At 65.1% G+C, this 24,349-nt stretch carries 21 protein-coding genes and 1 pseudogene; 7 read left to right on the top strand and 15 right to left on the bottom strand.

The genetic code is table 11. The features are described from left to right. Nucleotides 1-93: 93 nt before the first annotated feature. Nucleotides 94-1,092 carry a tripartite tricarboxylate transporter substrate binding protein gene (locus tag KW830_RS05255; protein ID WP_218332364.1) on the top strand — a complete coding sequence of 333 codons (999 nt, stop codon included), beginning with the start codon at nucleotides 94-96 and terminating at the stop codon, nucleotides 1,090-1,092. A 169-nt stretch (nucleotides 1,093-1,261) separates the two neighbouring features. After that, nucleotides 1,262-2,830, top strand: coding sequence for an acetolactate synthase large subunit (locus tag KW830_RS05250; protein WP_218332363.1), 1,569 nt, complete (start codon nucleotides 1,262-1,264; stop codon nucleotides 2,828-2,830). Nucleotides 2,831-2,975: 145 nt separating this feature from the next. On the opposite strand, the gene KW830_RS05245 is transcribed toward KW830_RS05250, so the two are convergent. From KW830_RS05245 to lptF, 14 genes are all read right to left on the bottom strand, one after another. Beyond that, complete coding sequence (locus KW830_RS05245) at nucleotides 2,976-5,615, bottom strand: EAL domain-containing protein (RefSeq protein ID WP_066534370.1); 2,640 nt, start codon at nucleotides 5,613-5,615, stop codon at nucleotides 2,976-2,978. Nucleotides 5,616-5,986: 371 nt separating this feature from the next. Next, a complete protein-coding gene (locus KW830_RS05240; RefSeq protein WP_083520332.1) occupies nucleotides 5,987-6,910 on the bottom strand; it encodes an enoyl-CoA hydratase-related protein in 924 nt (307 codons plus the stop codon). Between the two features lie 161 nt (nucleotides 6,911-7,071). Then, nucleotides 7,072-7,386 (bottom strand): DUF2322 family protein, encoded by a 315-nt coding sequence (locus KW830_RS05235; RefSeq protein WP_066535975.1) that lies wholly within the window; start codon nucleotides 7,384-7,386, stop codon nucleotides 7,072-7,074. 191 nt (nucleotides 7,387-7,577) lie between these two features. Next, complete coding sequence (gene chrA, locus KW830_RS05230) at nucleotides 7,578-8,840, bottom strand: chromate efflux transporter (protein WP_066534369.1); 1,263 nt, start codon at nucleotides 8,838-8,840, stop codon at nucleotides 7,578-7,580. 299 nt (nucleotides 8,841-9,139) lie between these two features. Beyond that, on the bottom strand, nucleotides 9,140-9,895 hold the full coding sequence (locus KW830_RS05225; protein ID WP_066534367.1) for a hypothetical protein: 756 nt from the start codon (nucleotides 9,893-9,895) through the stop codon (nucleotides 9,140-9,142). A 9-nt stretch (nucleotides 9,896-9,904) separates the two neighbouring features. Further along, a complete protein-coding gene (locus KW830_RS05220; RefSeq protein ID WP_218332362.1) occupies nucleotides 9,905-10,393 on the bottom strand; it encodes an EVE domain-containing protein in 489 nt (162 codons plus the stop codon). A 145-nt stretch (nucleotides 10,394-10,538) separates the two neighbouring features. Further along, a complete protein-coding gene (locus tag KW830_RS05215; RefSeq protein ID WP_066534365.1) occupies nucleotides 10,539-10,793 on the bottom strand; it encodes a GlsB/YeaQ/YmgE family stress response membrane protein in 255 nt (84 codons plus the stop codon). A gap of 266 nt (nucleotides 10,794-11,059) precedes the next feature. After that, nucleotides 11,060-11,845 (bottom strand): glutamine amidotransferase, encoded by a 786-nt coding sequence (locus KW830_RS05210; protein WP_218332361.1) that lies wholly within the window; start codon nucleotides 11,843-11,845, stop codon nucleotides 11,060-11,062. Nucleotides 11,846-11,864: 19 nt separating this feature from the next. Beyond that, the gene (locus tag KW830_RS05205; RefSeq protein WP_218332360.1) at nucleotides 11,865-12,650 is read right to left on the bottom strand and encodes a DsbA family protein; all 786 of its coding nucleotides are present in this window, start codon (nucleotides 12,648-12,650) and stop codon (nucleotides 11,865-11,867) included. Nucleotides 12,651-13,263: 613 nt separating this feature from the next. Then, entirely contained in the window at nucleotides 13,264-14,424 is a 1,161-nt protein-coding gene (locus tag KW830_RS05200; protein ID WP_218332359.1) for a pyridoxal phosphate-dependent aminotransferase, read from the bottom strand. 81 nt (nucleotides 14,425-14,505) lie between these two features. Beyond that, nucleotides 14,506-15,447, bottom strand: a complete 942-nt coding sequence (locus tag KW830_RS05195; protein WP_115594668.1) for a CysB family HTH-type transcriptional regulator — start codon at nucleotides 15,445-15,447, stop codon at nucleotides 14,506-14,508. Nucleotides 15,448-15,490: 43 nt separating this feature from the next. Continuing rightward, a complete protein-coding gene (locus tag KW830_RS05190) occupies nucleotides 15,491-15,913 on the bottom strand; it encodes a sirohydrochlorin chelatase (protein ID WP_218332358.1) in 423 nt (140 codons plus the stop codon). Continuing rightward, entirely contained in the window at nucleotides 15,910-17,010 is a 1,101-nt protein-coding gene (lptG, locus tag KW830_RS05185; RefSeq protein ID WP_066534356.1) for an LPS export ABC transporter permease LptG, read from the bottom strand. Before lptG ends, KW830_RS05190 begins: the two co-directional genes overlap by 4 nt. Further along, complete coding sequence (gene lptF, locus KW830_RS05180; protein ID WP_066534354.1) at nucleotides 17,007-18,119, bottom strand: LPS export ABC transporter permease LptF; 1,113 nt, start codon at nucleotides 18,117-18,119, stop codon at nucleotides 17,007-17,009. Before lptF ends, lptG begins: the two co-directional genes overlap by 4 nt. A 24-nt stretch (nucleotides 18,120-18,143) precedes the next feature. Here lptF and KW830_RS05175 point away from each other — a divergent pair. The 3 genes and pseudogenes from KW830_RS05175 to KW830_RS05165 form a co-directional block, all read left to right on the top strand. Continuing rightward, nucleotides 18,144-19,640 (top strand): annotated as a pseudogene (locus KW830_RS05175) (leucyl aminopeptidase); the annotation flags it as partial. 166 nt (nucleotides 19,641-19,806) lie between these two features. Continuing rightward, nucleotides 19,807-20,238, top strand: coding sequence for a DNA polymerase III subunit chi (locus KW830_RS05170; RefSeq protein ID WP_066534350.1), 432 nt, complete (start codon nucleotides 19,807-19,809; stop codon nucleotides 20,236-20,238). Continuing rightward, entirely contained in the window at nucleotides 20,238-20,879 is a 642-nt protein-coding gene (locus tag KW830_RS05165; RefSeq protein WP_218332356.1) for a hypothetical protein, read from the top strand. The genes KW830_RS05170 and KW830_RS05165 overlap by 1 nt, the downstream gene beginning before the upstream one ends. Nucleotides 20,880-20,983: 104 nt before the next feature. Here KW830_RS05165 and KW830_RS05160 read toward each other — a convergent pair whose 3' ends face one another. Next, a complete protein-coding gene (locus KW830_RS05160; RefSeq protein ID WP_066534346.1) occupies nucleotides 20,984-21,988 on the bottom strand; it encodes a D-2-hydroxyacid dehydrogenase family protein in 1,005 nt (334 codons plus the stop codon). Nucleotides 21,989-22,273: 285 nt separating this feature from the next. On the opposite strand from KW830_RS05160, the gene KW830_RS05155 reads away from it, so the two are divergent. Continuing rightward, nucleotides 22,274-23,023 (top strand): hypothetical protein, encoded by a 750-nt coding sequence (locus KW830_RS05155; RefSeq protein WP_255578092.1) that lies wholly within the window; start codon nucleotides 22,274-22,276, stop codon nucleotides 23,021-23,023. Nucleotides 23,024-23,265: 242 nt separating this feature from the next. After that, nucleotides 23,266-24,318, top strand: coding sequence for a tRNA 2-selenouridine(34) synthase MnmH (gene mnmH / locus KW830_RS05150; RefSeq protein WP_066534345.1), 1,053 nt, complete (start codon nucleotides 23,266-23,268; stop codon nucleotides 24,316-24,318). Nucleotides 24,319-24,349: the final 31 nt, after the last annotated feature.

The raw sequence follows: 24,349 nt of genomic DNA, 5'->3' as shown, positions 1-24,349 counted from the left end.
AATCCTGGCGACTGCCGGCTAGGGTATGCACGCCTGAAACCGCAGCGCCCGCTTTCTACACTGGCTTCTCATCCATCTGGAGGAGGCAAGTGCATGAAGCAATCTCGGCGTGGAGTTCTGGGCTGGGCCTTGGCGGCCTGCGGGGCGACGGTTGCGTCCGGGCCTGTGGCGGCTTGGGCACAAGGGGCGTATCCGAACCGGCCCATCAAATTCATCGTGCCCTGGCCGGCCGGCGGCAGCGCCGATATTGCCGGGCGCCTGTATGCCGACTTTCTGTCCAAAGAACTAGGCCAGTCCGTGGTGGTGGAAAACCGGCCCGGCGCAGGTGCCAATCTGGGGGTGGGTGTGCTGGCCAAGTCGCCGGCCGATGGGTACACGCTGGGCCAGGTGTCCATCGGCACCCAGAGCATCAACCAGTTCATCTATCCGGCCCTGGGCTTCGATCCGGTGGGCAGTTTCGAGCACATCGGTCTGCAGACCAAGCAGCCCAATATCCTGCTGGTGAAAAAAGACTCGCCTTTCAAGACGCTGCAGGAGCTGGTGGCCTATGCGAAAAGCAACCCGGGAAAGCTGAACTATGCATCGCCCGGGATTGGCTCGTCGCTGCACCTGAGCGGGGCGTACCTGGCTTCGCAGGGCGACTTCCAGTGGACCCATGTGCCGTTCAAGGGCAGCGCGGAATCGATCCCGGCACTGATCGGCGGGCAGGTGGATGCGGTGTTCGACAACCTCTCGTCCTCGCTGCCCCATGTCAAGGACGGCAGCAAGGTGCGGGCACTGGTGGTGACTTCGCAGCAGCGCGTGGCTGACATTTCCCAGGTGCCCAGCGTGCTGGAAACTGGGATTCTGAAAGACCCCATTTATTCGTGGTTCGGCATTGCCGCACCCAAGGGCCTGCCGCCCGAGGCGCTGCAGCGGCTGGTGGCCGCATCGGCCAGGATCTTTCAGCACCCGGATTACATCCACAAGCTCAAGGCCATCGGTGCCGAGCCCGGCGGGCTGCAGGGGGCGGATTACCTGAAGTTCCAGGTGGCTGAGCGCGCGCGCTGGAGCAAGGTGGTCAAGGACAACCAGATCAGCATCCAGAACTGAGCGTGCGCACATGTTCCGAGATGCCGCCGTGCGCCAGCTGCGCGGGCCATTGACGCCCGGGCGACAGACGGACTAGTCTGTCCCCAGGCACGCTTTAGGCATTGGAGGAATATCCTCCCGCGCTTGCTGCATGTGCGCAAGCAGCTATGGATTTGAAAGGAAACAAAAGATGAACGGTGCCGATCAGCTGTGTGACACCTTGCTGGCCAACGGGGTGGATGTGTGCTTTGCCAACCCCGGTACGTCGGAAATGCACTTTGTGGCCGCGCTGGACCGCAAGCCGCAGATGCGCTGCGTGCTCGGTCTGTTTGAAGGCGTGGTCACCGGCGCAGCCGACGGCTACGCGCGCATCACCGGCAAGCCGGCTGCCACGCTGCTGCACCTGGGCCCGGGCCTGGCCAATGGCCTGGCCAATCTGCACAACGCGCGCCGTGCACGTTCGCCCGTCGTCAATGTGGTGGGCGAACATGCCACCTACCACCAGCAGTACGATGCACCGCTGACCTCCGATATCGAATCGCTGGCACGCCCTATGTCGCACTGGGTGCACCGCATTGCAGCGCCGCAGGCGGTGGGCAAGGACACGGCCCGCGCCGTGGGCGAGGCACTGCGCAAGCCCGGCCAGGTGGCCACGCTGATCCTGCCGGCCGACTGTGCCTGGGGCGAGCTGCCCAAGGACACCCGGCCGGTACAGGCTCGCCTGCTGGCTGCACCCGCACCGGATGTGCAGCACATCGAACATGTGGCCCGTGCCATGCTGCGCGCCATCCAGGCTGAAGAGCAAGTGGTGCTGTTCCTGGGGCCACAGGCGCTGGAGCCCGAAGCGCTGCAGATTGCCGGCCGCATTGCCCAGGCCACCGGCGCGCGGTTGATGACGCCCACGGCATTTCGCCGCATGCAGCGCGGCCGCGGCGCCGTGGCGGTGGAGCGCCTGCCCTATGTGGTGGATGCCGGTCTGCAGGCCCTGGCCGAAGTGCAACAACTGGTGTTGCTGGGCGCGCCCCAGCCGGTGGCCTTCTTTGCCTACCCCGGCAAGCCCAGCACGCTGGCGCCGGCGGGCTGTGCCATCCACACGGCGTGCAGCCCGGAAGAGGATGTGCTGCTGGCGCTGCAGGCGCTGGCCACTGCGCTGGGCGTGGACCGCAAGGCGCCATTGGCCGTGCAGGCTGCCGGTCACATCCATGCGCCCACCAGCGGGCCGCTGACCGCCAGCGCTGTCAATCTGGTGGCGCTGCAGGCCTTGCCGGAAGGCGCCATCGTGGTGGATGAATCCATCACCTCCGGCCGCGACATTGCGGCGCACAACATGCAGGCCGTGCCCCATGACTGGCTGGTGATCACCGGTGGCGCCATCGGCCATGGCATCCCCACGGCGGTGGGGGCGGCCATTGGCGCACCCAGCCGCCAAGTGGTGGCTTTCCAGGCCGACGGCAGCGCCATGTACACCTGCCAGGGCCTGTGGACCCAGGCGCGTGAAAAGCTCAAGTGCCTGACCATCATCTACGCCAACCGCAGCTATGCCATCCTGCATAGCGAGATGAAGGCCGTGGGCACCCAAACCCCCGGTGAGAACGCACAGCGCATGCTGACGCTGGACCAGCCCGCCATCCGCTGGACCCAGCTGGCCGAATCCATGGGTGTGCCGGCGGTGCGCTGCGAGACGGTCGAAGAATTCAGGAAGGCCCTGCAGGCCGGGCTGGCGGAAAACGGCCCGTTCCTGATTGAGGCCGTGATCTAAGCTGGAGGGGGCTGTCGTCTGGAAGACGGCGGCAGTGCCTAGGGCCGGCGGCTCGCGCCTGGAGCCGCCTCGCATAAGGCGATCTCTCAACCCTTGGGGTCAGCCCGGAGGCCGGGAACCGCCTGGCGGGCTCGCCCGGAATTCGTCAAGGGCCGATGAATTCGCAACCCCCAGGGGTGGGCACACGGCCAGCAGCCGGTGCGCGGCTCTGCAGGTTGCAGGCAAGCCAACCCGGAAGCTCCGATGGATGGAGGGGCTTTGCAAACAGAAACCCCTGGGCTGCCGGATAGCCCAGGTCCTTGAGCAGGTTGCGCTGCGCATCGGTTTCCACCCCTTCCGCCACCACAGACAGGTGCAGGCTTTTGCCCACGCCCAAAATGGCGCTGCTCAGCGAGCGTGCCGCTTCGTCATGCTGCAGGTCGGCAACAAAGCTGGGGTCCAGTTTCAGTTCGCTGACGGGCAGGCGGCGCAGGTAGCTCAGGCTGGAATATCCGGCGCCAAAGTCCTTCATGGAAAGCCGCACCCCCTGCCTGTGGATGTCGTGCAGTGTTTTCAGCGTGGCGGGGTTGGCATCCTGCAGAATGCTTTCCGTCAGTTCCAGGGTGAGGTCCTGCGGTTGCAGGCCATGGCGGTGCAGCGTATCGGCAGTCATCTGTGCCAGATCGAGGTGCTGAAAATCCGTCGGCGAGAGATTGACCGACACAGCCGGCACGCCGACGCCTTCCCGGCGCCATTGCGCTAGCTGGCGACAGGCTTCATCCAGGGCCCAGCGGCCCAGCTCGGCCGTCAGACCGTGTTCCTGTGCCAGCGCGATGAACTGCGCAGGAGGAATTTCGCCGATCTCCGCATGCGTCCAGCGCGCGAGTGCCTCCACGCCGTAGAGTTCGCCGGTCGCCAGATCGATTTGCGGCTGGTACTGCAACCGCAGGCGCAGTTGCCGGCCTTGCAGGGCGCTGCGCAGTTCCATCTCCAGCATCAGCTTCTGCTGTGCCACACGGTTCATTTCGTGGCTGAAAAAACAGAACCTGCCCCTGCCCGTGCTTTTGGCCTGGTACATGGCCATGTCGGCATGCTGCAGCAGTGTCTCCAGATCCTGTCCATCGGCGGGAAAGAGGGAAATTCCGATGCTGGCAGAGATGGTCAGGCTGGTTTTCTTGATGGTCAGCGGTTCTGCCAGCAGCACCTGCAGGCGCTCGATCGTGCTGGTGGCATGGTCCGCATCGCATTGCGTCAGCACTGCGGCAAATTCATCGCCGGACAGGCGACCGACGATGTCGTTGGCGCGCAGCACCTGTTGCAACCGGGCCGCCATGGTGCGCAGCAACTCGTCACCGGCTCCATGGCCCAGGGAGTCGTTCACCTGCTTGAAGCGGTCCAGGTCAATAAACAGCACGGCCAGTTGCTCGTGGTTGCGCGCAGCCGAGGCGATGGCCTGGTCCGCCTTGGCGCGCAGCAAGGCCCGGTTGGGCATGCCAGTCAGCCCATCGTAGAACGCCAGCTGGCGAATGCGGTGCCGGTCCGATTCGCGCTCCAGTGCCAGGGCACACAAATGCGTACAGGCGTCGATCAGCTTCTGGTGAAAGTCCTGCGAAGCCTCGGCCCGTGGTTCCCGAAAATAGAAGGCAAACGTGCCAATGGGCTGGTGCTGGCTGTTGCGGATAGGCGTCGACCAGCAGGCCTGGTAGCCCAGCGGCAGCACCAGATGCCGGTACTCCTTCCAGAGCGGGTCCTGGGCGATGTGGTCCACGATGACCGGTGCATTGCGCCAGGCCGCCGTGCCGCAGGAGCCGGCGGCAGGACCGATGGACTGTCCGTCCAGAAGCTGCGAATACGATTGGGGCAAGCTCGCGCCCGCCAAGGGGTGCAGCAGTCCCTGGGCGTCCACTTCCAGAACCGAGGCCGTCACTTCCGGCGCAATCCGCTCGACTTCCTGGCAGACCAGTTCCAGAACCTCCGTCAACGGACGCTCGCGTGCCAAGGCCTCCAGGACGCGGTGCTGCAACGCCTCGTGCATCTTGGAGCGGGTGATGTCCGTGAGCATGGAGACGGTGTATATCCATGCACCCTGCGCATCCTGGATGGGGTTGCTGATGACCTTGACCCAGTAGCGCTGACCGCTTTTGCCCACCACAATTTCTTCCCGCTCCACGGACGTCCCGGCACGCAATGCGCCGTGGTAGTTTTCTGAAAATTCGGGCGGCAGGTGCGGTGCCAGCAGGCCGATGGGGGCCTTTCCCAGCGCTTCTTCGTTCTGCCAGCCAAACAGACGGGTGAAACCGCGGTTCACATGCAGGATGCGGGAGTCCTTGTCGCTGATGATCAAAGCCGCATCCGAGGTGTCCGCGATCAGCGTCAACCGCGTGAGATGCTCCTGCTGTGCCTGCTCTTTGACGTAGCGGTCCGTGATGTCGGTCGCAATCTTGAGAATATGCTGCACCTGACCCTGTGCGTTGAATACGGGGGAATAAGTGGCGTCCAGCCAGCAACTGCGGCCATCGTCGCGTATGCGCTCCACGGGACCGGAGAAGGGGTTTCCGGCACACAGATTCGACCAGATGGTGCTGTAGCGTCCGCTGTTGAGCAGGGCTTGCGGGCAGAAGCTGCGGTGCTTTCTGCCCCGCGCCATGTCATGCGACAGGCCAAACAGCTGCAGGTAATTGGCATTGGCATGGCGCAGCGTGCCATCGAGCTCGAACTCTGCAATGGCCATGACCCTGTCGAGTGCCATCAACTGCTCCGCGCCCAGATTGCGAGGAAAGTCATCCAATGGGGTTTCACCTTTCATGCGCTCCTCCGACCGAACCTTCTGGTGCCGACAACACACGCCACATGCACGAACTCCGCGTAAGTGGGCATTCATGTTAGGAGGGTTGTCAGAGCAGCAAATACCATTTAGCCATGGATAGGAAACGGGTATCTACGTGAAGAGCCCCATAGCCTGTGCGCGGCACAGACCGCAGGATGTGGAATGCATATGACTCTGATCGGCCTTCTCAGGCAGTGCTCCATCCGGCCAGGCTATGGGGAGACATGGGCACTGTGGACAGCATAAAAAATCCCGGACTCTCCGGGATTTGCTCTGGATACCTTTGGCGTGTGAGGATCGCTCCAGTGAGTGCCGTGCGCGGCGCGCAGCGTGCCGACGCTGATATGGGTCTATTCTGTTTCCAGCGCTCCAAACTGCCGGTACCCGCCGGTTTCCGGAAAGCTTCCCGCACGCTTTTGCTGGCCGGCCTGGAGGGCTTCCATCACATGGCGGTTGCTCCAGATGCCGGACTGCAGCCAGCCCATCTGGCGCAGGCTGTCCTGCACGCTGTGGTCGCGTGCGTAATGCAGGGCCTGCTTGGTGCCCCAGATGGTCACGGGTGGGTGCCGGGCAATCTCCCGGGCGCAGGCCATGGCGGCTTGCAGTGCGGCGTCAGGGGTGTCGAGCACGGCATTGACAAAGCCCTGTTGCAGGGCCTGGGCTGCGGGCCAGCGGCGACCGGTGTAGGCCAGCTCCTTGACAAGCCCCATGGGCAGCAGCTTGGGCAAGCGCTGCAGGCTGCCGATGTCGGCCACCATGCCGATGTTGATTTCCTGTACGCAGAAGAAGGCATCGTGTGTGGCGTAGCGGATGCAGGCACAGGCCACCATGTCCAGCGCGCCGCCAATGACGCCGCCTTGCAGCACGGCAATCACCGGCAGGCGCAGCTCTTCAATGCGGGTGAGTGTGGCCTGCATGTCCCACAGCATTTCGGCGAGTGCGGCGCGGCCTTCGGGTGTGCGGTCGTCCGGGGCGAAGCCGGGGTTGGCAAAGGTCTCCAGGGCCATGCCGGCCGAGAAGTGCTTGCCGGTGCTGCTGATGACCAGGGCGCGGGCCGTTTGGGCTTCCGGGCTGTGTTGCAGGTGGTGGAGCACGGCATCCAGCTCGCGCCAGAAGCCGGGGCTCATGGTGTTGAGGCTGTCCGGGCAGTTGAGCTGCAGGTGGGCAATATGGTCCTGCAGCGTCCAGCGAAAGTGGCGGAGAGCGGGAAGGGGTGAGGCAGTGGCGCCGGCTGCGGCGGTTGCTGCGGTGTTGGAGGCGGTCGATGTGGTCATGCGCTGCACTCTAGGCGGCGCTGCGGCAGTACACCACTGGCGTAAACACCGGATGTGCACCGGCCGTGCCAATCGCTGTGGTGCGGAAGACGCGCCTGCCGGTTGCGGCCCTCCGGCAGGCGCGTGGGCGACAGGCTGGCAGCAGCCTGTCTGCTGCGCAATCAGGCCGGGTCGATCTGCACGGTGAAGCCCTTGCCGGTGGCAATCACCTCGAGCAGGCGGTCGATATTGGGGTGCGCGCCGGGGCGGGCCTTGGCGTCTTCGGTGTGCTCGGCAAAGATCTGCAGGCCTTCTTCGGCCGCTGCCACATTGATGCTGCCGTGCTTGGCCGCCAGGGCGTTGTACACGGTGACCGAACCAGCCTTGCCCGGGGCGTTGGGGATGGTGGCGACCACGGCGCCGCTGTCGTCCAGCAGGTGCAGGGCGGCAATGTGGGTGATGGCGGGCAGCTGGCGCAGGTTGTCGGCAAAGGCCATGGTCAGGGCTTTCAATTCAAGAGGTCTGGAAAAACGCAGCCGCTGGAATCCAGGGCTGCGGCCGCTATTGTGGCCCGGAGTGGGGCAGCGGTTGGCGAAGCCCGGGGTCGTCTGGGTATATGCCGTTCATGAACCAGATCGTGGGGCTCTCGGAGAGGGAGACTTCGCTGGGTGGGCTGCTGGCTGCGGCCTCAAGACACCAAGACATAGCCCAGGCCTGCAGCCAGCAGCACCACCGCCACGGGCGGCACACGGGCCACGGCCAACAGCGCCAGGTACAGCAGGGCCAATGCGCAGTCCTGCCGGCTGTGGATGGCGCTGGTCCACACCGGGTCGTACAGGGCCGCCAGCAGCAGGCCTACCACCGCGGCGTTCACCCCCGCCAGCACGCGCTGGGCCACAGGGTGGGCGCGCAGCGCTGCCCAGAACGGCAGCGCGCCCAGCACCAGCAAGGCGGCGGGCAGAAAAATGGCCACCAGGGCCAGCAGGCCACCCAGCCAGGCCGACCATGCCCCCGATCCCAAGCCGAGCGGCAGCAGCGCACCCAGATAGCTCGCCAGCGTGAACAGCGGCCCCGGTACGGCCTGGGCGGCGGCGTAGCCGGCCAGAAACTGCTCGCTGCTCAGCCAGCCGGGCTGCACCACGCCGCCTTGCAGCAGCGGCAGCACCACATGGCCGCCGCCAAACACCAAGGCGCCAGCCTGGTAGAACACGCTGACGGCCTGCCACAGCGGTGACCGGGTGCCGTGGGCCAGCAGCGGCAGAACCAGACCCAGCAGCAGGCACAGCAGCAGCAAGGCCGCGCCGGTGCGGCGGGAGATACCAGTGTCGGGAGCGAGGTCGGTGACCACCGACGCGGGCAAGGCCGGCCGTACCCAGCGCCAGCCGATCAGCGCGCCCAGTGCAATCAGCAGCAGTTGCACGCTGGCGCCTAGGTGGGCGGACAGCCCCAAGGTCAGCACTGCCGCGCCGAACGCCAGGGTGGCGCGCAGCCGGTCCGGGCACAGGCTGCGGGCCATGCCCCAGACGGCCTGGGCCACCACCGCCACGGCCACCAGTTTGAGTCCGTGCAGCACGCCGTGGAACGCGCCCTCCTGCCCTACTGCGTGCGACAGGCCCAGGGCCAGGGCGATCAGCAGCAGAGCCGAGGGCAGCGTGAAACCCAGCCAGGCCGCCAGCGCGCCCCAGCCACCGGCACGCAACTGGCCCAGGGCCATGCCTACCTGGCTGCTGGCCGGGCCGGGCAGGAACTGGCACAACGCCACCAAGTCTGCATATTGCGCGTCGCTGAGCCATTGGCGCCGCTGCACGAACGCTGTGCGGAAATAGCCCAGATGTGCCGCTGGCCCACCAAACGAGGTCAGGCCCAATTGCAGAAAGACGACGAACACTTCCAGCACCTGGCGCCAGCGTGCGGGCGGCCGCGAGGTGGAGGCTGCGGGAGGAGATGGCATGCCATCGCCTGGAGTGTTGGGGTCCTGGGGCCCGGCTGTGCGGTCAGGATGCAGCGGCATTGCGAAGGTGACCGGGGCCACGGCGCGTGGGGGAGTAGAGGGGTAGGGCATGGCGGCACGAGAGAAGACGGCACCAGCATAGCGCCGACATATGAAAGTCCAGGGTCCGCTGTGCGGACGCGACCGCGGCGGCTGTGCCGGGGGGCATGGTCTTGCAGCAGCTTCTTTCCGGCACGGCCCTCGCTGGCCGCGCTGGCCACCGGGTGTGCGCACAGAGGTCGCATGCGGCGTGGCGCGGGTCACTCTGTTTCGGAACCGCTTTCTTTGCGCAGGCCTCCCAGCCCCATGCCGACGCCCATGCCTCCCATGCCACCGGCAGCCGCACCGCCACCACCACCTGCGCGGCCCCCGCCGGTTGCCGCGCCCGTGCCGCCTGCAGCACCGGTTGCGCGCCGGGCGTTGCCACCACTGGTGCTGCTGCGCGTGGGGCCCTGGTTGGGAATGGTGATGTGGGCGGGAATCGGCTCCAGGTCCAGTGCCGCACGGATGAACTGGCGCAGCGAGGCCACCAGCGGCGCGGTTTCGATGGCGCGGCCGGCCACCATGTCCTGCGCCGCCTGGGCGGCCAGACGCACCTGCTCTTCGGTGCCCAGCAGGATCACATCGGACAGGGCCGCTTCCACGCTATCGCGCGTGCGGCGCTGGCGTTCGCTACTGCTCAAGGTCGGGATGTCCTCACTGTCTTCGCCGCTGCCGTCTTCCGCTTCGGCGGCATCTGCCATGGTTTCCGCCCGGCGTGCGGCAGCGTGCACCTCACGCAGATGCACGGGGCTGACGGCCAGTTGCCCGGTGAAGCTACCACCCAGTGTCTTGTAGGCGGCCATCAGGGTTTTGAGCCGCTCGTTGATCTGGCGGTTTTCGCGTTCACGGCGCTTCTGGATGGTCTGCATGAAGACCAAGCGTATGCCCACCATCAGCAAGGTGATCAGCAGCAGGCTGGCCACGGTGGTGAGGATGGAGGACCAGGAACTGAAATCGATCATGCCGCCGCGCATGGTGTCTCCTCAGGTTGCAGACTGCAGCAGCACGCGCTGGATGTAATCCCATTCTGCCGGGGTGACTTCAGTGATGGACAGACGATTGCCCCGTTGCAGCACACGCATGCCCTGCAGCGCGGCATGTTCGCGCAACTCGGGGATCAGGATGGGACGGGTCTTGCGCAGGGCCTGCACATCCAGCAGCAGCCAGCGGGGCCGGTCGGGGCTGCTCTTGGGGTCGTAATAGGGTGAGGCTGGGTCGAACTGGCTGTCGTCCACGCGCAGACCGCCGGCGATGCGGGCCAGGCCGTAGATGCCGGGTTCGGCGCAGCTGGAATGCCAGTACAGCACACCGTCGCCCACGCGCATCTGGTCGCGCATGTAGTTGCGCGCCTGGTAGTTGCGCACACCATCCCAGGCAATGGTCTGCCCGGGGGCTGCGAGGGCGTGGTCGATGGAGTAGGCATCAGGCTCGTTCTTCATGAGCCAGTAGCGGGGCGTGGAGGCATCGGTCATGGCTGCAATGATCGCCGATTTGGTGCCGCAGGGGTGGGTTGGTGCCGCACGCGCCATGGGCGAAAAAAAGCAGGTGTACCGGGGTACTCCTGCTGTGGGGGCAATGACTACCGGGCCGCAGCGCCGGCGGCGGCCGTTGGTCGGCTCAGCGGGCCTTGCTGCGGACCAGGTTGTAGATGAACAGCAGGACGACTGCGCCGATGACGGAGGCAATCCAGCCGGCGGCTTCACCCTGGGCGTACAAGCCCATGGCTGCACCCAGATAGCTGGCCAGGAACGAGCCGGCAATGCCCAGCAGGATGGTCATGATCCAGCCCATGCCATCGTCGCCCGGTTTGAGCGCGCGTGCGATCAGGCCCACGATCAAACCCACAATCAAGGTTCCAATTAGCGACATCATCTTTGATCTCCAAAAGCAATAGGGGCCACTCTAAAGAGCGCGCGCAGCGTGGGTTGTCGGACAGGGGCTTTTTGATGGTGGGGCGCACCGCGCGTGTGCATTGTGACAAGGCCGGTGCAGGGACAGGCCGCCCAGTATGTCAAGAAACGTCCTGAGACCCAGGTCCCTATGGAGCGGATTGCTATCGAACAGGATAGAGGCGGGATGGACAGTCCGTCCGGCGCAGCGGGCGCAGGCCCGCTGCCTGGCTGCTGCTGTGCGCGTGCTCAGGCCGTGCAGGACTGCGGGGCGGTGTCGGTGAGCAGTTGCTGGTGGGCGTAGTGCGCAAAGCGCGGCAGCAGGCGTGCGGCCCAGGGCGTGCTGCACACGGGCCACTCGCTGGTGTCGGCGCTGGATAGCGCGTGGCTGTGCAGGCTGTGGCGCACATGGTCCACATAGGCTTGCATCACCAGCGCATCGAATTCCGGGTGGAATTGCACACCCCAGGCATGGGCCCCCCAGCGAAAGCCGTGGTGGGGTTCGTGCGGGTTGGCTGCCAGCACCTGGGCACCAGCAGGCAGGCGGCGTACCGACTGGTAGTGCACGGCATGGGCCTGAAAGCGGGCGGGGAGGTCGTGCCACAACGGATCCAGCGCGGCGGCGCGCTGCGCGTCAACGCGTACGGTGCCCAGCTCCAGGCCGGCGGGGTGCGGGGCGACCTGCCCACCCAGGGCCTGGGCCAGCAACTGGTGGCCAAAGCAGATGCCCAGCAGGGGCAGATCCTGCTCGGCCAGGCTGCGCAGCCAGTCCTCGCAGCGCAAGCACCAGTCGGCACCGTCGGTGACCATGTCGTGCGAACCCGTGATGACCAGGCCGGCCATGGCGCTGCGCTCCGGCCATTGCCAATTGGCTGCGGTGCAGGCGTGGGCATCCAGCACGCGGATGTCCAGCGGTGTGCCGGCCAGACCCTGGGTGATCCAGTCTTCAAAATCGCCATGCGCTGCCGCGAGCGCGGGCAGGGTGGACCCGGTTTTGAGGATGTACAGAGCTGGTGTGGCGGATATGGCAGGCATGAAGCATTCCCAGAACGTGTCAGATATGCATTTTTTGCATGCAAGAATCATGCCGTTTGTCTGCATGCCAGATGTCCGCACGCACTGGGGCAAGGGGGCAGTCGACCGGCAAAGAGAGCAGCCACTGCGCCAGTGCATCGCGCCAGACGGCGGGCTGACCCAGAAAGCTGGCGGTGTCCACGCGTTGCAGCTGTACCGGGGCATCCGGCGCGGTCTGCCATTCCAGCACCCAGGTGGGAAAGCCCTGGCCACCGGCGCGCTGCAGCCACTGGCGGCTGTCCAGAATGTGGTCGATCGTGCGGTCGCCCAACTGCATCACATAGGCCGCTGCAAATTGCTGGGGGTCCAGCCCGGCCTCGGCGGCGATCTGCTGCAAGGTGTCGGCATCGCTGATAGTGCGGCCTTCCACGTAGTGCGCGTGCTGGATGCGGTGCAGCAGATCCAGGGCGTGGACTTGTGGCTGGTCGCTGGCTTGGTCCATGGCCTGCACGGCCAGCAGGGCGGTGATGGGTGGACCGGAGTCCAGCGGCGTGCCCACCTGGTTCAGCAGGACGTCGGTGTAGGCCGAGCCAAAGGGTTGGCCGGTCAGCTGGGCAATGCGTTGGTCGTGCGGTAGCACGTGGTCGCGCCAGTCGGCCGTGATGCGCCGTGCGTGCGGGCCTGCCAGCATGCCGCCGGCATGCCACTGCACGACCAGGCCGGGCAATTGGCGTGCGGCATCCACCAGCGGTGCGGCGCCATAGCACCAGCCGCACAGTGGATCAAAGATGTAGTGCAGGGTGAGGGCGGTTCGGGCGGAGGTCATTCAGCTATGGGCGAGGGGTGGAGATTGCCCGCAGTATGGCCCAGCAGACATCACCCGCCACAGCGCAGCCTGCATGGGGCTGCACCGGCGGGGTGACATAGCCGATGCCCTGGATGCAATCGCTGCCACGCAAAGCCCACTCCGCAGGCAGCCCGAAGCGGCAGGCAGTGCGCAAGCATGCAAGCAGACGGGATGGCCTGTCGGCGCATCCGCTTGGCTGCGCGCACCGCCACTTTGCACCGCTTTCGGGCGACTGGTATGGACATTGTGTTGCACCTGCTGGGCCGTGTGTCCAGCTTTTTGCTGCGCTTGCAGGGGTTTCAACTGCTCTTTATTTGGCCCGGCTGGCTGGTGCTCAGGTTGCTCACACTGGGACGCTATCCGCAATTTCTGGGTCCGCGGCGCAATGCCACGGCATGTGAAGACGTGGAGCTGGTCAGCTGCACAGGGCTGGTTACCAGTGCAGCTGACCCTGGTGTGGTGGACGCACTCTGGGGCCGGGTAGCGCCGTTGGCTGCAGCGCTGCCAGCCTGTCGGGGTCTGGTTGGTGAGGGCCTGCGCCGAGGTAGATCGGCCTGGTGGGGCAAGGGCCTGCACAGGCCCTTTTTGGTACTTACAGCTTGCGCAGCCGTTCCAGTGCAGCACGCAGGGTGTCGTCCTGCTTGGCAAAGCAAAAGCGCACCACCTTCTGGTCGAAGCCGTCGCCGTAGAAGGCCGACAGGGGAATGGCAGCCACGCCCACTTCCTTGACCAGCCACTGGCAGAACTCGGCCTCGTTCAGATCGCTGATGGCGGAGATGTCTGCACACTGGAAGTAGGTGCCGGCCGTGGGCAGCAGCTTGAAACGGGTCTGGCTCAGACCTTCGGCAAACAGATCGCGCTTGCGTTGGTAGAACGCAGGCAGTTCCAGGTACGGGGCCGGGTTCTGCATATAGGTGGCCAGGCCGACCTGCATGGGGGTGTTCACGGTGAACACATTGAACTGGTGCACCTTGCGGAATTCGGCCGTCAGTGCGGCGGGAGCGGCCACGGTGCCGACCTTCCAGCCTGTCACGTGGTAGGTCTTGCCAAAGCTGGAGACGATGAAGGTGCGTGCAGCCAGGCCCGGGTAGCGCGCCGCGCTTTCGTGCTGGGCACCGTCAAACACCATGTGCTCGTACACCTCGTCGCTGATCAGCAGCACATTGGTGGGAGCCAGCAGGTCTTCGAGCTGCTGCATTTCTGCCGCCGTCCACACCGTGGCGCTGGGGTTGTGCGGGGTGTTGACGATCATCAGCCGCGTTCTGGGCGTGATGGCGGCGGAAATCTTGGCAAAGTCCGGACGGAAGGTGCCGGGCGTCAGCGGCACCCGCACGATGGTGCCGCCGGCCATCTCGATATTGGGGGCGTAGCTGTCGTAGCAGGGGTCCAGCACGATCACTTCATCACCGGCCTGCACGGTGGCCAGGATGGCGGTCAGGATGGCCTGGGTGGCACCTGCGGTGATGGTGATCTCGGTCGCCGCGTTGTACTGGCGGCCATGGAGGGTGTGGATTTTCGCGGCCACCGCTTCGCGCAGCTGGGGCATGCCGGCCATGGGCGGGTACTGGTTGTGGCCGGCGCGCATGGCATCGTTGACGGCGTCCAGCAGCGTGGGGTCGCAACCAAAGTCCGGAAAGCCCTGGCCGAGGTTGACGGCCTGGTGTTCGGCGGCCAGGGCCGACATCACGGTGAAGATGGTGGTGCCCACATGGGGCAGGCGGCTGGGAAAACTGGGGGTGTGCGCGGTGGTCATCGCTCAATCGCAAAAAGGCAAAAGCCCGGGGGCTAGGGGTCTAGCGCCGGGCTGGGGAAGGTCTCTGAGTGAACTGTACGCTCACAGTTCGTAATCGTTGACGTGGCCGGTCATTGCCCGCGCGATCAGGTCGCGGCTGAGGCGGTCGCTCAGGGTTTCGGCAAACTTATAGACGAAGTTGCGCAGGTAGGCGCCGCGCTTGAAGGCCACACGCGCCACGCTCTGACCGAACAGATGGCCGACGGGGCGGGAGACCAGGTCCACGCCCGGATCGTCACGCATGGCCATTTCGGCCACGATGCCGATGCCAAGGCCCAGGCGCACATAGGTCTTGATCACGTCCGAATCAATGGCTTCCAGCACGATGCGCGGGGTGATCTTGCGCGTGGCAAAGGCGGTGTCGATCTTGTTGCGACCGGTGAACGAGGGGTGGTAGGTGATCAGCGCTTCCAGACCGATGTCTTCCAGACCGATGCGTTCCTTGGTGGCCAACGGGTGGCCCTTGGGCACCACCAGCACGTGCTGCCATTCGTAGCAGGGCAGGGTGACCAGGTCGGGGTAATCGGCCAGCGATTCGGTGGCCATGCCAATTTCGGCCACTTCGTCCAGCACCATGCGCGCCACTTCATGGGGCGTGGCCTGGTGCAGGCTGATGGTGACCTTGGGGTAGGCGTCGCGCAGCTTGGCCACCGCATTGGGCAGCACGTAGCGCGCCTGGGTATGGGTAGTGGCAATGCTGAGGGTGCCGCTGTCCTGGGCACTGAACTGCTCGCCGATGCGCTTGAGGTTGCCGACTTCGCGCATGATCAGCTCGATGCTTTTGAGCACATGCTGGCCGGGCTCGGTGATGCGCTTGAGGCGCTTGCCGTGGCGGGCGAAGATGTCCACGCCCAGTTCTTCCTCCAGCTCGATGATGGCCTTGGAGACACCGGGCTGCGAGGTGTGCAGCGCTTTGGCGGCCTCGGTGAGGTTGAGGTTGCGGCGGGCGGCCTCTTGAACGAAGCGGAATTGGTGCAGATTCATAAGCGGATGTCGGCTGGCGTGGACATCATTATGAATGATTTATCTAAAGTTTTGGTTCTTTATATATGTGCTGCTGTGCGATTTGCGCCAACAGGCCGATGACCCGGGGGTCTTCGCCCACGGGGGTGGCGCTGTCCAGCTGCACGCCGGGGTGCTGCTGGCGGGCTTGCTCCAGCAGCAGGGGCAGGTCTTCGCGCGCGTGGCGGCCGGTGCCCAGAAATAGCGGCAGCACCGTAATGCGGGTGCAGCCCTGGGCGACCAGTTGCGCAATGGCGGCGGGCAGCGAAGGGCTGCTGATCTCCAGGTAGGCGCACAGGCAGAGCGCGCCCGGCTGTTCTGCCAGCAATTGATCGCGCACGGCCTGCATGGGGCGGTGCCACAGCGGGTCGCGCGAGCCATGTGCGAACAGCACCAGGCCCGCTCCCGGAGCGGCGGGGCCGGCGTCGCTGTGGGTAGATGGGTTCATCGCCGCAGCACCAGCCAGGTGAATGCACCCAGAGACAGCAACGAATAGATCACCCCGGGGGCTGCCGCTGTCAGCATGGGCTGCCAGTTGTTCAGATTGCCGGCGTAGCCAAAGACGTTGTTGAGCAGGAAGAAGCTGATACCGGCCATCACACCGCCGAACACATAGCCTGCCAGTCCGCCGGAGCGGAAATGCAGATAGGCAAAAGGCAGGGCCAGCACCACCATCACCAGGCAACTGAGCGGGTAGAACAGCTTGCGCCAGAACTCGATCTCGTACTTCTGCGCCGACTGGTCGTTGCTCTGCAAATGCTGGATGAAGCGGAACAGCTCAATGGTGGGCATACGATCGGGCTTGTGCACGGCCGCTGCCACCATGTTGGAGGTGAGGTTGGTGGCGAAGTCGTATTCTGCTTCGGTGTAGCGCTGCAGGCGCGCCTGTGTGGGTTCGGGGTAGCTGAACTCGGAGCGGCGCACCTGGCTGAGCTTCCACAGGTCGTTGTCCTTCACCTCGGCTTTTTCGGCATGGATCTGGCGCAGCATGCGGCCATCGGCATCGAACTCGAAAATACGCACGCCCAGCAACTCGTCGTCACGGATGTTGCGCACATTGATGGCCAGGGTCCTGCCGTCCTTGCGTTCCTTCAGCCAGGCTCCTGTCGCCCCGGAGGTGACGGTGCCGCCCTGGAACTTGGCCTGGGTGGCCGATGCGGCGCGTTCGGACAGCGGAGCGATGTAGTCCCCTATCAGAAAGGTAAGCACCACAAAGCCGGCGCCAATGGTGACCAGGGTGCGCAACGCCAGCCAGGGGCCCAGGCCGCTGGTGCGCATGATGGTGAATTCCGAGCTTTGCGCCAGGCGGGCCATCACGTAGATGGTGCCGATCAGCACGGTGATGGGCAGCAGCTCGTACAGGTGATTGGGCACTTCCAGCAGCACCACCAGCATGGCCTGGGGGACGCCGTACTGCTCGTAGCGGCCCACATAGCGCATTTCGTCGAGAAGGTCGAAGAAGAAGAACAGCGCCAGGAAGGCCAGGGTCACAAACGCCACCGTGGTGATGACGTCCTTGAAGATCATTTTGCGCAGTGTCTTCATGCCGAAGCTCCTTGCGGTACTTGGGCGCGGCGTTGCAGCAGTTGTCGGGGCGACCAGCGGTGGTGGCGAGTCATCAGGGTGGCCAGGGCGATCCCCAGGACCGCGCCGTGCAGGCCGAGCAGGAAGCCCAGCATGGACATGCGGCCGGAGACGACCCAGCTTTGGCCCACGGTCATCAGGTTGTAGTAGACCACGAATGCCAGCAGCGCGACGGCCAGGCTGGTGCTTTTGGCGGCACGCGGGTTGGCGTTGGTGATGGCCAGGGCCAGCAGCACAAAGTTGAGCGCTGCCAGGGGCAGGCCCAGGCGCCAGCCCAGCTCGGCCCGGTCCTTGGGCTCGTCAGAGGCCAGCAGCGCCGCCGTGGGCTGGGATTTGGTGGCCAGGGCTTCGGCGCTGGCGCTGCTGCCGTCCGACAGGCGCAGTGCGTATTCCTGAAACTGGCTGATGCGCAGCCCCGCGCCGTCGGGCTTGGTCTCGATGCGTTGGCCATCGGTCAGCACCGCCATTCTCACGCCTTGCTGCACGCGCAGATGGGCGCTCTTGGCAGAGGTCACAACCTCTTTGCCATTGCTGTTGTCGACGATGAAGACATTGCTCGCAGATTCGGAGGACACGGATTCCTTGTCGATGAAGAAGACCCGCTGGCCGTCCGAGGATTCCTGGAACTCTCCGGGGGCGATGCGGTCCACATCGCTGCGCTGCTCGAATTGCTCACGCATCTGCTGCACCTGCTGGTTGCTCCAGGGCCAGACCCATACGCCCAGCACGGCAACGATCAGCAGCACCGGCCAGGCAAAGCGCAGCAGCGGCTTGACCAGACTGGCCAGGCCGCGGCCGCTGGCAAACCAGATCACCATTTCGCTGTCACGGTACATGCGGGTGAGCGTGCCGACAATGGAGACAAACAGGCTCAGCATCAGGATGGTGGACAAATGGCTGAGCACGGTGAAGCCCATGACCAGCAGCACGTCGGATGGGCTGACATTGCCTTTGGCGGCCTGGCCTAATGTGCGGATCAGCATCATGGTCATGACCACGGTAATCAACACCACCAGGGTTGCGCCAAAGCTGCGGGCCAGCTCCTTGCGTATGGATGAATCGAATAACATCGGCGTTAAAGGAAAACACCGATTATGAACTTTGATCTCAAGGCCTTGAACTTGGCGGGTGCTGCCGCTGAAAAATGTGATGCGCTGGTGCTGCTGGTGCCCGACGCTTTCAAGCCCGGCAAGGACGCGCTGTCGCAGTGCGTGGCGCAGGCGCGCAAGGCAGGGGATCTGGACAATGGTGCCGGCAAGCAACTGGCGCTGTACCAGCCCGCCGGTGTGGCGGCCCGCCGCGTGCTGCTGCTGGGCGCGGGTACGGCCTCCGCCAAGGAAGTACGCACCGCGCTGACAGCGGCTGCCAGCACCCTCAAGGCCACGGGCTGCAAGCGTGCGGTGGTGTGCCTGTCGGCCCTGCCGGACGCGGCGGCGGTGACGGCCGCTGCCGTGCAGACGCTGGCCGATATCAGCTATGTGTACACAGCGACCAAGCCCGAAGCCAAGGCCCTGGCCTGGACACGTACCACCGTGGCCGTGCCCGACAAGGCTGCGGCTGCACCGACATTTGCCCTGGGCGAGGCCTTGGCCTCTGGCGTGGGCATGGCCCGCGAATGGGCCAACCGCCCCGCCAACCATGCCACGCCCACCATGCTGGCGGCGGCGGCCAAGGCCTTGGCCAAGCACGGCGGTATCCAGTGCAAGGTGCATGGCCCCAAGGAAGTGGCCAAGCTGGGCATGGGCGCTTTCATGGCGGTGGCCCAGGGCTCGGCCCAGCCGCTGCAGTTCATTGAACTGCACTACAACGGCGCAGCCAAGTCGCAGGCGCCGGTGGTGCTGGTGGGCAAGGGAATCACGTTCGACACCGGAGGCATCTCGCTCAAGCCGGCAGCGGGGATGGACGAGATGAAGTTCGACATGGGCGGCGCCGCCAGCGTGCTGGGCGTGTTCCGCGCGCTGGCCGAGCTGCGCCCCGCCATCAATGTGGTCGGCCTGATCCCGGCCTGTGAGAACATGCCTGACGGCACTGCCGTCAAGCCCGGGGATGTGGTCACCAGCATGAGCGGCCAGACCATCGAGATCCTGAACACCGACGCTGAAGGCCGTCTGGTGCTGTGCGATGCGCTGACCTATGCCGCACGTTTCAAGCCTGCCGCACTGGTGGACGTGGCAACGCTCACCGGTGCGTGCGTGATTGCCCTGGGCGGCATCCGCAGCGGCATGTACGCGACCAGCGATGCGCTGGCCGATGCCTTGCAGAAGGCGGGCGATGCCGCGCAGGACCTGTGCTGGCGCATGCCGCTGGACGACGACTACGCCGAAGGTCTGAAGACGACGTTTGCCGATGTGGCCAATGTGGCAGGCCGTGCAGCGGGCTCGGTGACCGCCGCCAAGTTCCTGCAGCGCTTTGTGGGCGACATTCCCTGGGCGCACCTGGACATCGCTGGCACCGCATGGAAAGAAGGCGCTGCCAAGGGCGGCACCGGCCGCCCTGTGGGGTTGCTGGTGCACTATCTGCTGGGCCAGGTGGCCACGGCAGCCAAAACAGCCAAGCCGGTGAAGGCCAAGGCGCCCCAGGCGGTGGTTGCGGACAAGGTTGTCAAGAGCGCTAAGCCGGTGAAAGCCGCCAAGGCAGTCAAAACCGTCAAGGCCGTCAAGGTGGCGCAGCCTGCTGCGGCATCCGACACGGCGCCGACGGCCAAGGCCGCGCTGACGCCAGTGGAAGCTGCGCGCGATTGAGAAGGCGGGTGCTGTGATGACCGAGGTGGCTTTTCACTTCAACGCGCCGGACAAGTTGGGCTATGTCTGCCGGTTTGTGCGCAAGGCACTGCGCCATGGGGCGCAGGTGACTGTCACCGCCCAGCCGGGCGTGCTGGCCCATCTGTCGGCACGGCTGTGGAAAAGCGCACCCAGCGATTTTCTGGCCCATGCCGGCCCTGGCGCTGATCCGCAGGTGCAGGCCTTGTCGCCGGTGGTGCTGGTGCAGCAGGCTGAGGCCTCGCCGCACCGCGACATCCTGCTGAATCTGGGCGAAACCGTGCCCGAAGGGCTGGAAGGTTTTGCGCGGGTGGTGGAGGTGGTGTCGCTGGACGATATGGACCGCGCCATGGCCCGCAATCGCTGGAAAGACTATGCCGCACGTGGTCTCGCCATCCAGCGGCATGATCTGGTGCTGAAAGGAATGTGATGGAGCCGTTTGGCCGCCAACCGCCGCGCTTTGTGCCGACGCTGACCGATGTGGTGCCGGAAGGCCTGCCGCTGGCGAAACCTGCGCAGCAGGAGCCGGTGCAGGAAGACCGCCTGGACACGCCGGGATTGCCGTCGGAGTCTGCCGCCGGCATGCCTGCGGGATCGGAGGACGTACCGCAGGCGGGTGCTCAGCCAGCAGCAGGCTCCGTGTCAGAACCCGTGCTGACGTCATTCGCGCCAGCTGGTACGGCAGGCATGTCCGTGCCTGCACAGAGGGACCCGGTGCTGGTGGAGCCGCCTGCGGACTGGCTTGGTGGGGAAGCGGATGCTGTGGCGGGTGGGTATGCCGATATGCCTTTGGTGCTGGATCTGCCCGAGCCCGCGACGGAGCCTGCATCCGTGCCAGCGTGGGATGCTGCAGCCCTGCACGAGATGCTGGTGGAGCGCATTCTGGCGCGGGTCCAGCCCCAGCTGGAGGCGCATCTGCGCGAAGTGGTGGCCGATGTGGTGTCCATGCATGCCCAGGCCATGTCGCGCAGCCTGCATGCTGCCGTCGAAGATGTGGTGCAGCACGCCGTGGCCGATGCGATCACTCAGGAGCAGATCCAGGCCCAACTGGGGATTCAGCCCCCTCTGTAGCGCCGAAGGTGTGCTGGTGGTGGGTGGTTCGTTGCTGCTCCGAAAAACAAAAAAGGCCTGCTGATGCAGGCCTTTTTGATAGGGACGTGGTCCCGTGGAATGGCTCAGCGCGGACCAAGCACCTCGGGGTTGACGATGTTGGTCGGCTTGCCTTGGACGAAATTCACCACATTGTCAAAAGCCGCGCCAAAGTACAGTTCGTAGTTGTCCTGCTCCACATAGCCGATGTGCGGCGTGCAGATGCAGTTCTCCATGCGCAGCAGCGCGTGGCCTTGCAGGATGGGCTCGGACTCGAACACATCCACTGCGCCCATGCCGGGGCGGCCGTGCTGCAAGGCCGTGGCCAGTGCGTCTGGCTCCACCAGCTCGGCCCGCGAGGTGTTGACGAACAGGGCAGTGGGCTTCATCAGCGACAGGTCGCGCAAGGTGATGCAGTGCTGCGTGTCGGGCGTGAGCTTGAGGTGCACGGACAGAATGTCGCAGGTGGAGAAAAAGTCTTCGCGCGAATGGGCCACCTGGTAGCCATCGGTCAGTGCCTTGGCTCGGGAGGTCTCGCGCCCCCAGACCTTGACGCCCATGCCAAAGGCCTTGGCGTAGCCGGCCACGATCTGGCCGATGCGGCCATAACCCCAGATGCCCAGGGTGCGACCGCGCAGCACGGTGCCCAGGCCGAAGTTGGAAGGCATCGAGGCCGCCTTGAATCCGGACTGCTGCCAGGCGCCATGTTTGAGGTTGGCGATGTACTGCGGCAGGCGGCGGCTGGCCGCCATGATCAGTGCCCAGGTCAGCTCGGCAGGTGCAACCGGGGAACCCACGCCTTCTGCCACGGCAATGCCGCGCTCGCTGCACGCCTGCAGATCAATGTGCGGGCCCACGCGGCTGGTTTGTGAAATCATCTTCAGCCGGGGCAGCTTCTCCAGCAGAGCGCGGGTGATGGGCGTGCGTTCGCGGATCAGCACAATGATGTCGGCATCACGCAGGCGCACAGCCAACTGGCCCACGCCTTTGACCGTGTTGGTGAAAACCTTGGCGTTGAAAGCGTCCAGACGGCTGGCGCAGTGGAGCTTGCGAACTGCGTCTTGGTAGTCGTCCAGGATCACGATATTCATGGGAGCGTGGCCTTATCAAACCGGGAGAAGTGAAACGCGTGGCAGGCAGCCGCAGTAGCGAATCTGCCGCACAAATGTGTATTCTCTTCCGAAACGTGCGTTAAAACCATGTGAAACCGGTGTGTGCACGTAAAACCGTGCGCCATGGATGCGGTGGATGTCAGCCGGGTGACAGCGGCGTGCACCGGCTGGGCTACAGAAGGCCGCAGAAAAGCTGTGCCCTTGGCAGCACAAATGCGCTGTTGGCTGGCAGCGGGCGGCGAGCTGGCCTGCTACGTTGGGCGGATGCAAAGTTGGAATCGATCGCAATGGCGCGCTGCCGCGCTGCAATGTCTGGCAGGCGTGCTGCTGGGAGGGCTGGGCGGCTGCGTCAGTGCACCGGCGCCGCTTGGAGCGGTGCAAGGGGAGAAATTCTCGGCTGAAGAGATATGGCAGTCCGACAGCAACCGCATGGTGACGCTGGCGATGCGCGACAACCTGGAAAGCCTGTGGCTGCTGGCGGACAAGCTCTATCAGCGGAACCCAAGGGAGTGGAAAAAGAGTGCCTCCAGCCGCGAAGCGGCAGTGGCGCAATTGCGCAAGGCGGTGCTGGAGCGTCAGCCATGGCCCGATCTGCAAGGCCAGCGTGATATCGCGGCCTTGTCGCTGGCGCTGCAGCCGCAATTTGCTGGGGACCGCGTGGCGGGCTTTGTCTATGCGGCAGCAGATACGGTGATCACCGCACATGGCAACAAGACCCGTTTCACTCTGGTTGATGGCCTGGATGCACAGCATGTCTTCAATGCCGCGCGCAATCTGGAAGCGGCCAACTGGATCCTCAACAGCCGGCGCAATGCCGATGGTTCATCGTTGCTGCTGTCCAACCACATCGACGACAGTCAACGCAATCTGAGCTTCGAGCGGGAGATGGGCAAGATCATCGGCAGGCTGGATCTGGTGGCCAGCTATGCCACGGAGCGTTACCGCCGCTCGGTCATCGGGTATGGGCAGGGGCTGGTGGCCGGGCCGTTTCTGCAGTTTCTGCCGGTGCGCTGAATGCGTGGCATACCAGTGGGTGCGCCGTTCGGTGGCAGAGACCGGCTGGCAGGCGTGCCACAATCGCTGCATTGCAAGGACAGACCGGTGCAGCCATTGCCCGGTTCTGGCGTTTGTATCGAGGCTCGATCGACTCCCTTGCGCCATGCCGGCTTGCCGGGGCGCAACACCGCTGCTGCATTGCTGCACCGGGTCGATCGTTCCGGGGCCGGGCGCCTGCTGTTGTTCTAACGCTTTGTCCCGTGTCACACCGCCAACCCATACGCGTCGCTGATATTGCGCAGTTTGACGCCATCATCGACGCCCGCACCCCGGCCGAGTTCGCGCTGGACCGCATTCCGGGCGCCATCAATTGCCCCGTGCTCAGCAACGAAGAGCGCGTGACCATCGGCACCATCTACAAGCAGGTCAGCCCTTTCGAGGCCAAGCGGCTGGGCGCCGCCATGGTTGCCGCCAATCTGGCGGGCCATCTGCGTGAGACCTTCGCCAATCAGCCGGCACACTGGAAGCCGCTGGTGTACTGCTGGCGCGGCGGGCTGCGCAGTGGCTCCATGGTGACCTGGCTGAGGCTGGTGGGCTGGGACGCGCAGCAGCTGGCCGGCGGCTACAAGGCGTTTCGCGGCCATGTGATTGCGCAGCTGGAGCAGCAGGTGCCCCGCTTGCATCTGCGGGTGCTGTGTGGTGCCACCGGCAGTGCCAAGACCCGCGTGCTGCATGCCCTGCAGGCGCAGGGCGCGCAGGTCCTGGACCTGGAGGGCATGGCCAGCCACAAAGGATCGCTGCTGGGAGGCCTGCCTGGCGTCGAGCAGCCCAGCCAAAAGCATTTCGACACCTTGCTGTACACCCAGCTGGCACAGCTGGATCTGACGCGCCCGGTGTTTGTGGAAGGAGAAAGTCCCAAGATCGGTCGCGTGGCCCTGCCGCTGGCGCTGGTGGAGCAGATGCGCCAGGCACCGGTGGTGGAGGTACGTGCCACACCAGAGGCGCGGCTGGCCTTTTTGCTGCGTGATTACGTCTATCTGGGCGACGACGCCGCGGGTCTGGCCTTCAAGCTGGGATTTTTGAAGGAGCTGCAAGGCCGGGAACGCGTGACGCGCTGGCAAGGCTGGGCACAGCAGGGCGATCTGCCTGCACTGTTTGCCGAGTTGATGGCGCTGCACTACGACCCGCAGTATGAGCGTTCCCAGTCCAAGCATTTTGTGCAGTGGGCGCAGCGGCAGGTGCTGGAAACAAACGATCTGACCGCACAGGGCATTGCTGCGCTGGCGGGTCAGATGTATGCCGGTCAGGAGTGAAGCGCAGCGAGGACGTTGCTGACGACACGCT

The organism is Comamonas sp. CMM03 (assembly GCF_019218715.1).
In the GTDB taxonomy this organism is placed as follows: domain Bacteria; phylum Pseudomonadota; class Gammaproteobacteria; order Burkholderiales; family Burkholderiaceae_C; genus Comamonas; species Comamonas terrigena.
Note: the sequence above shows the minus strand (reverse complement) of the source record. Positions and strands in the feature narration are given on the sequence as shown.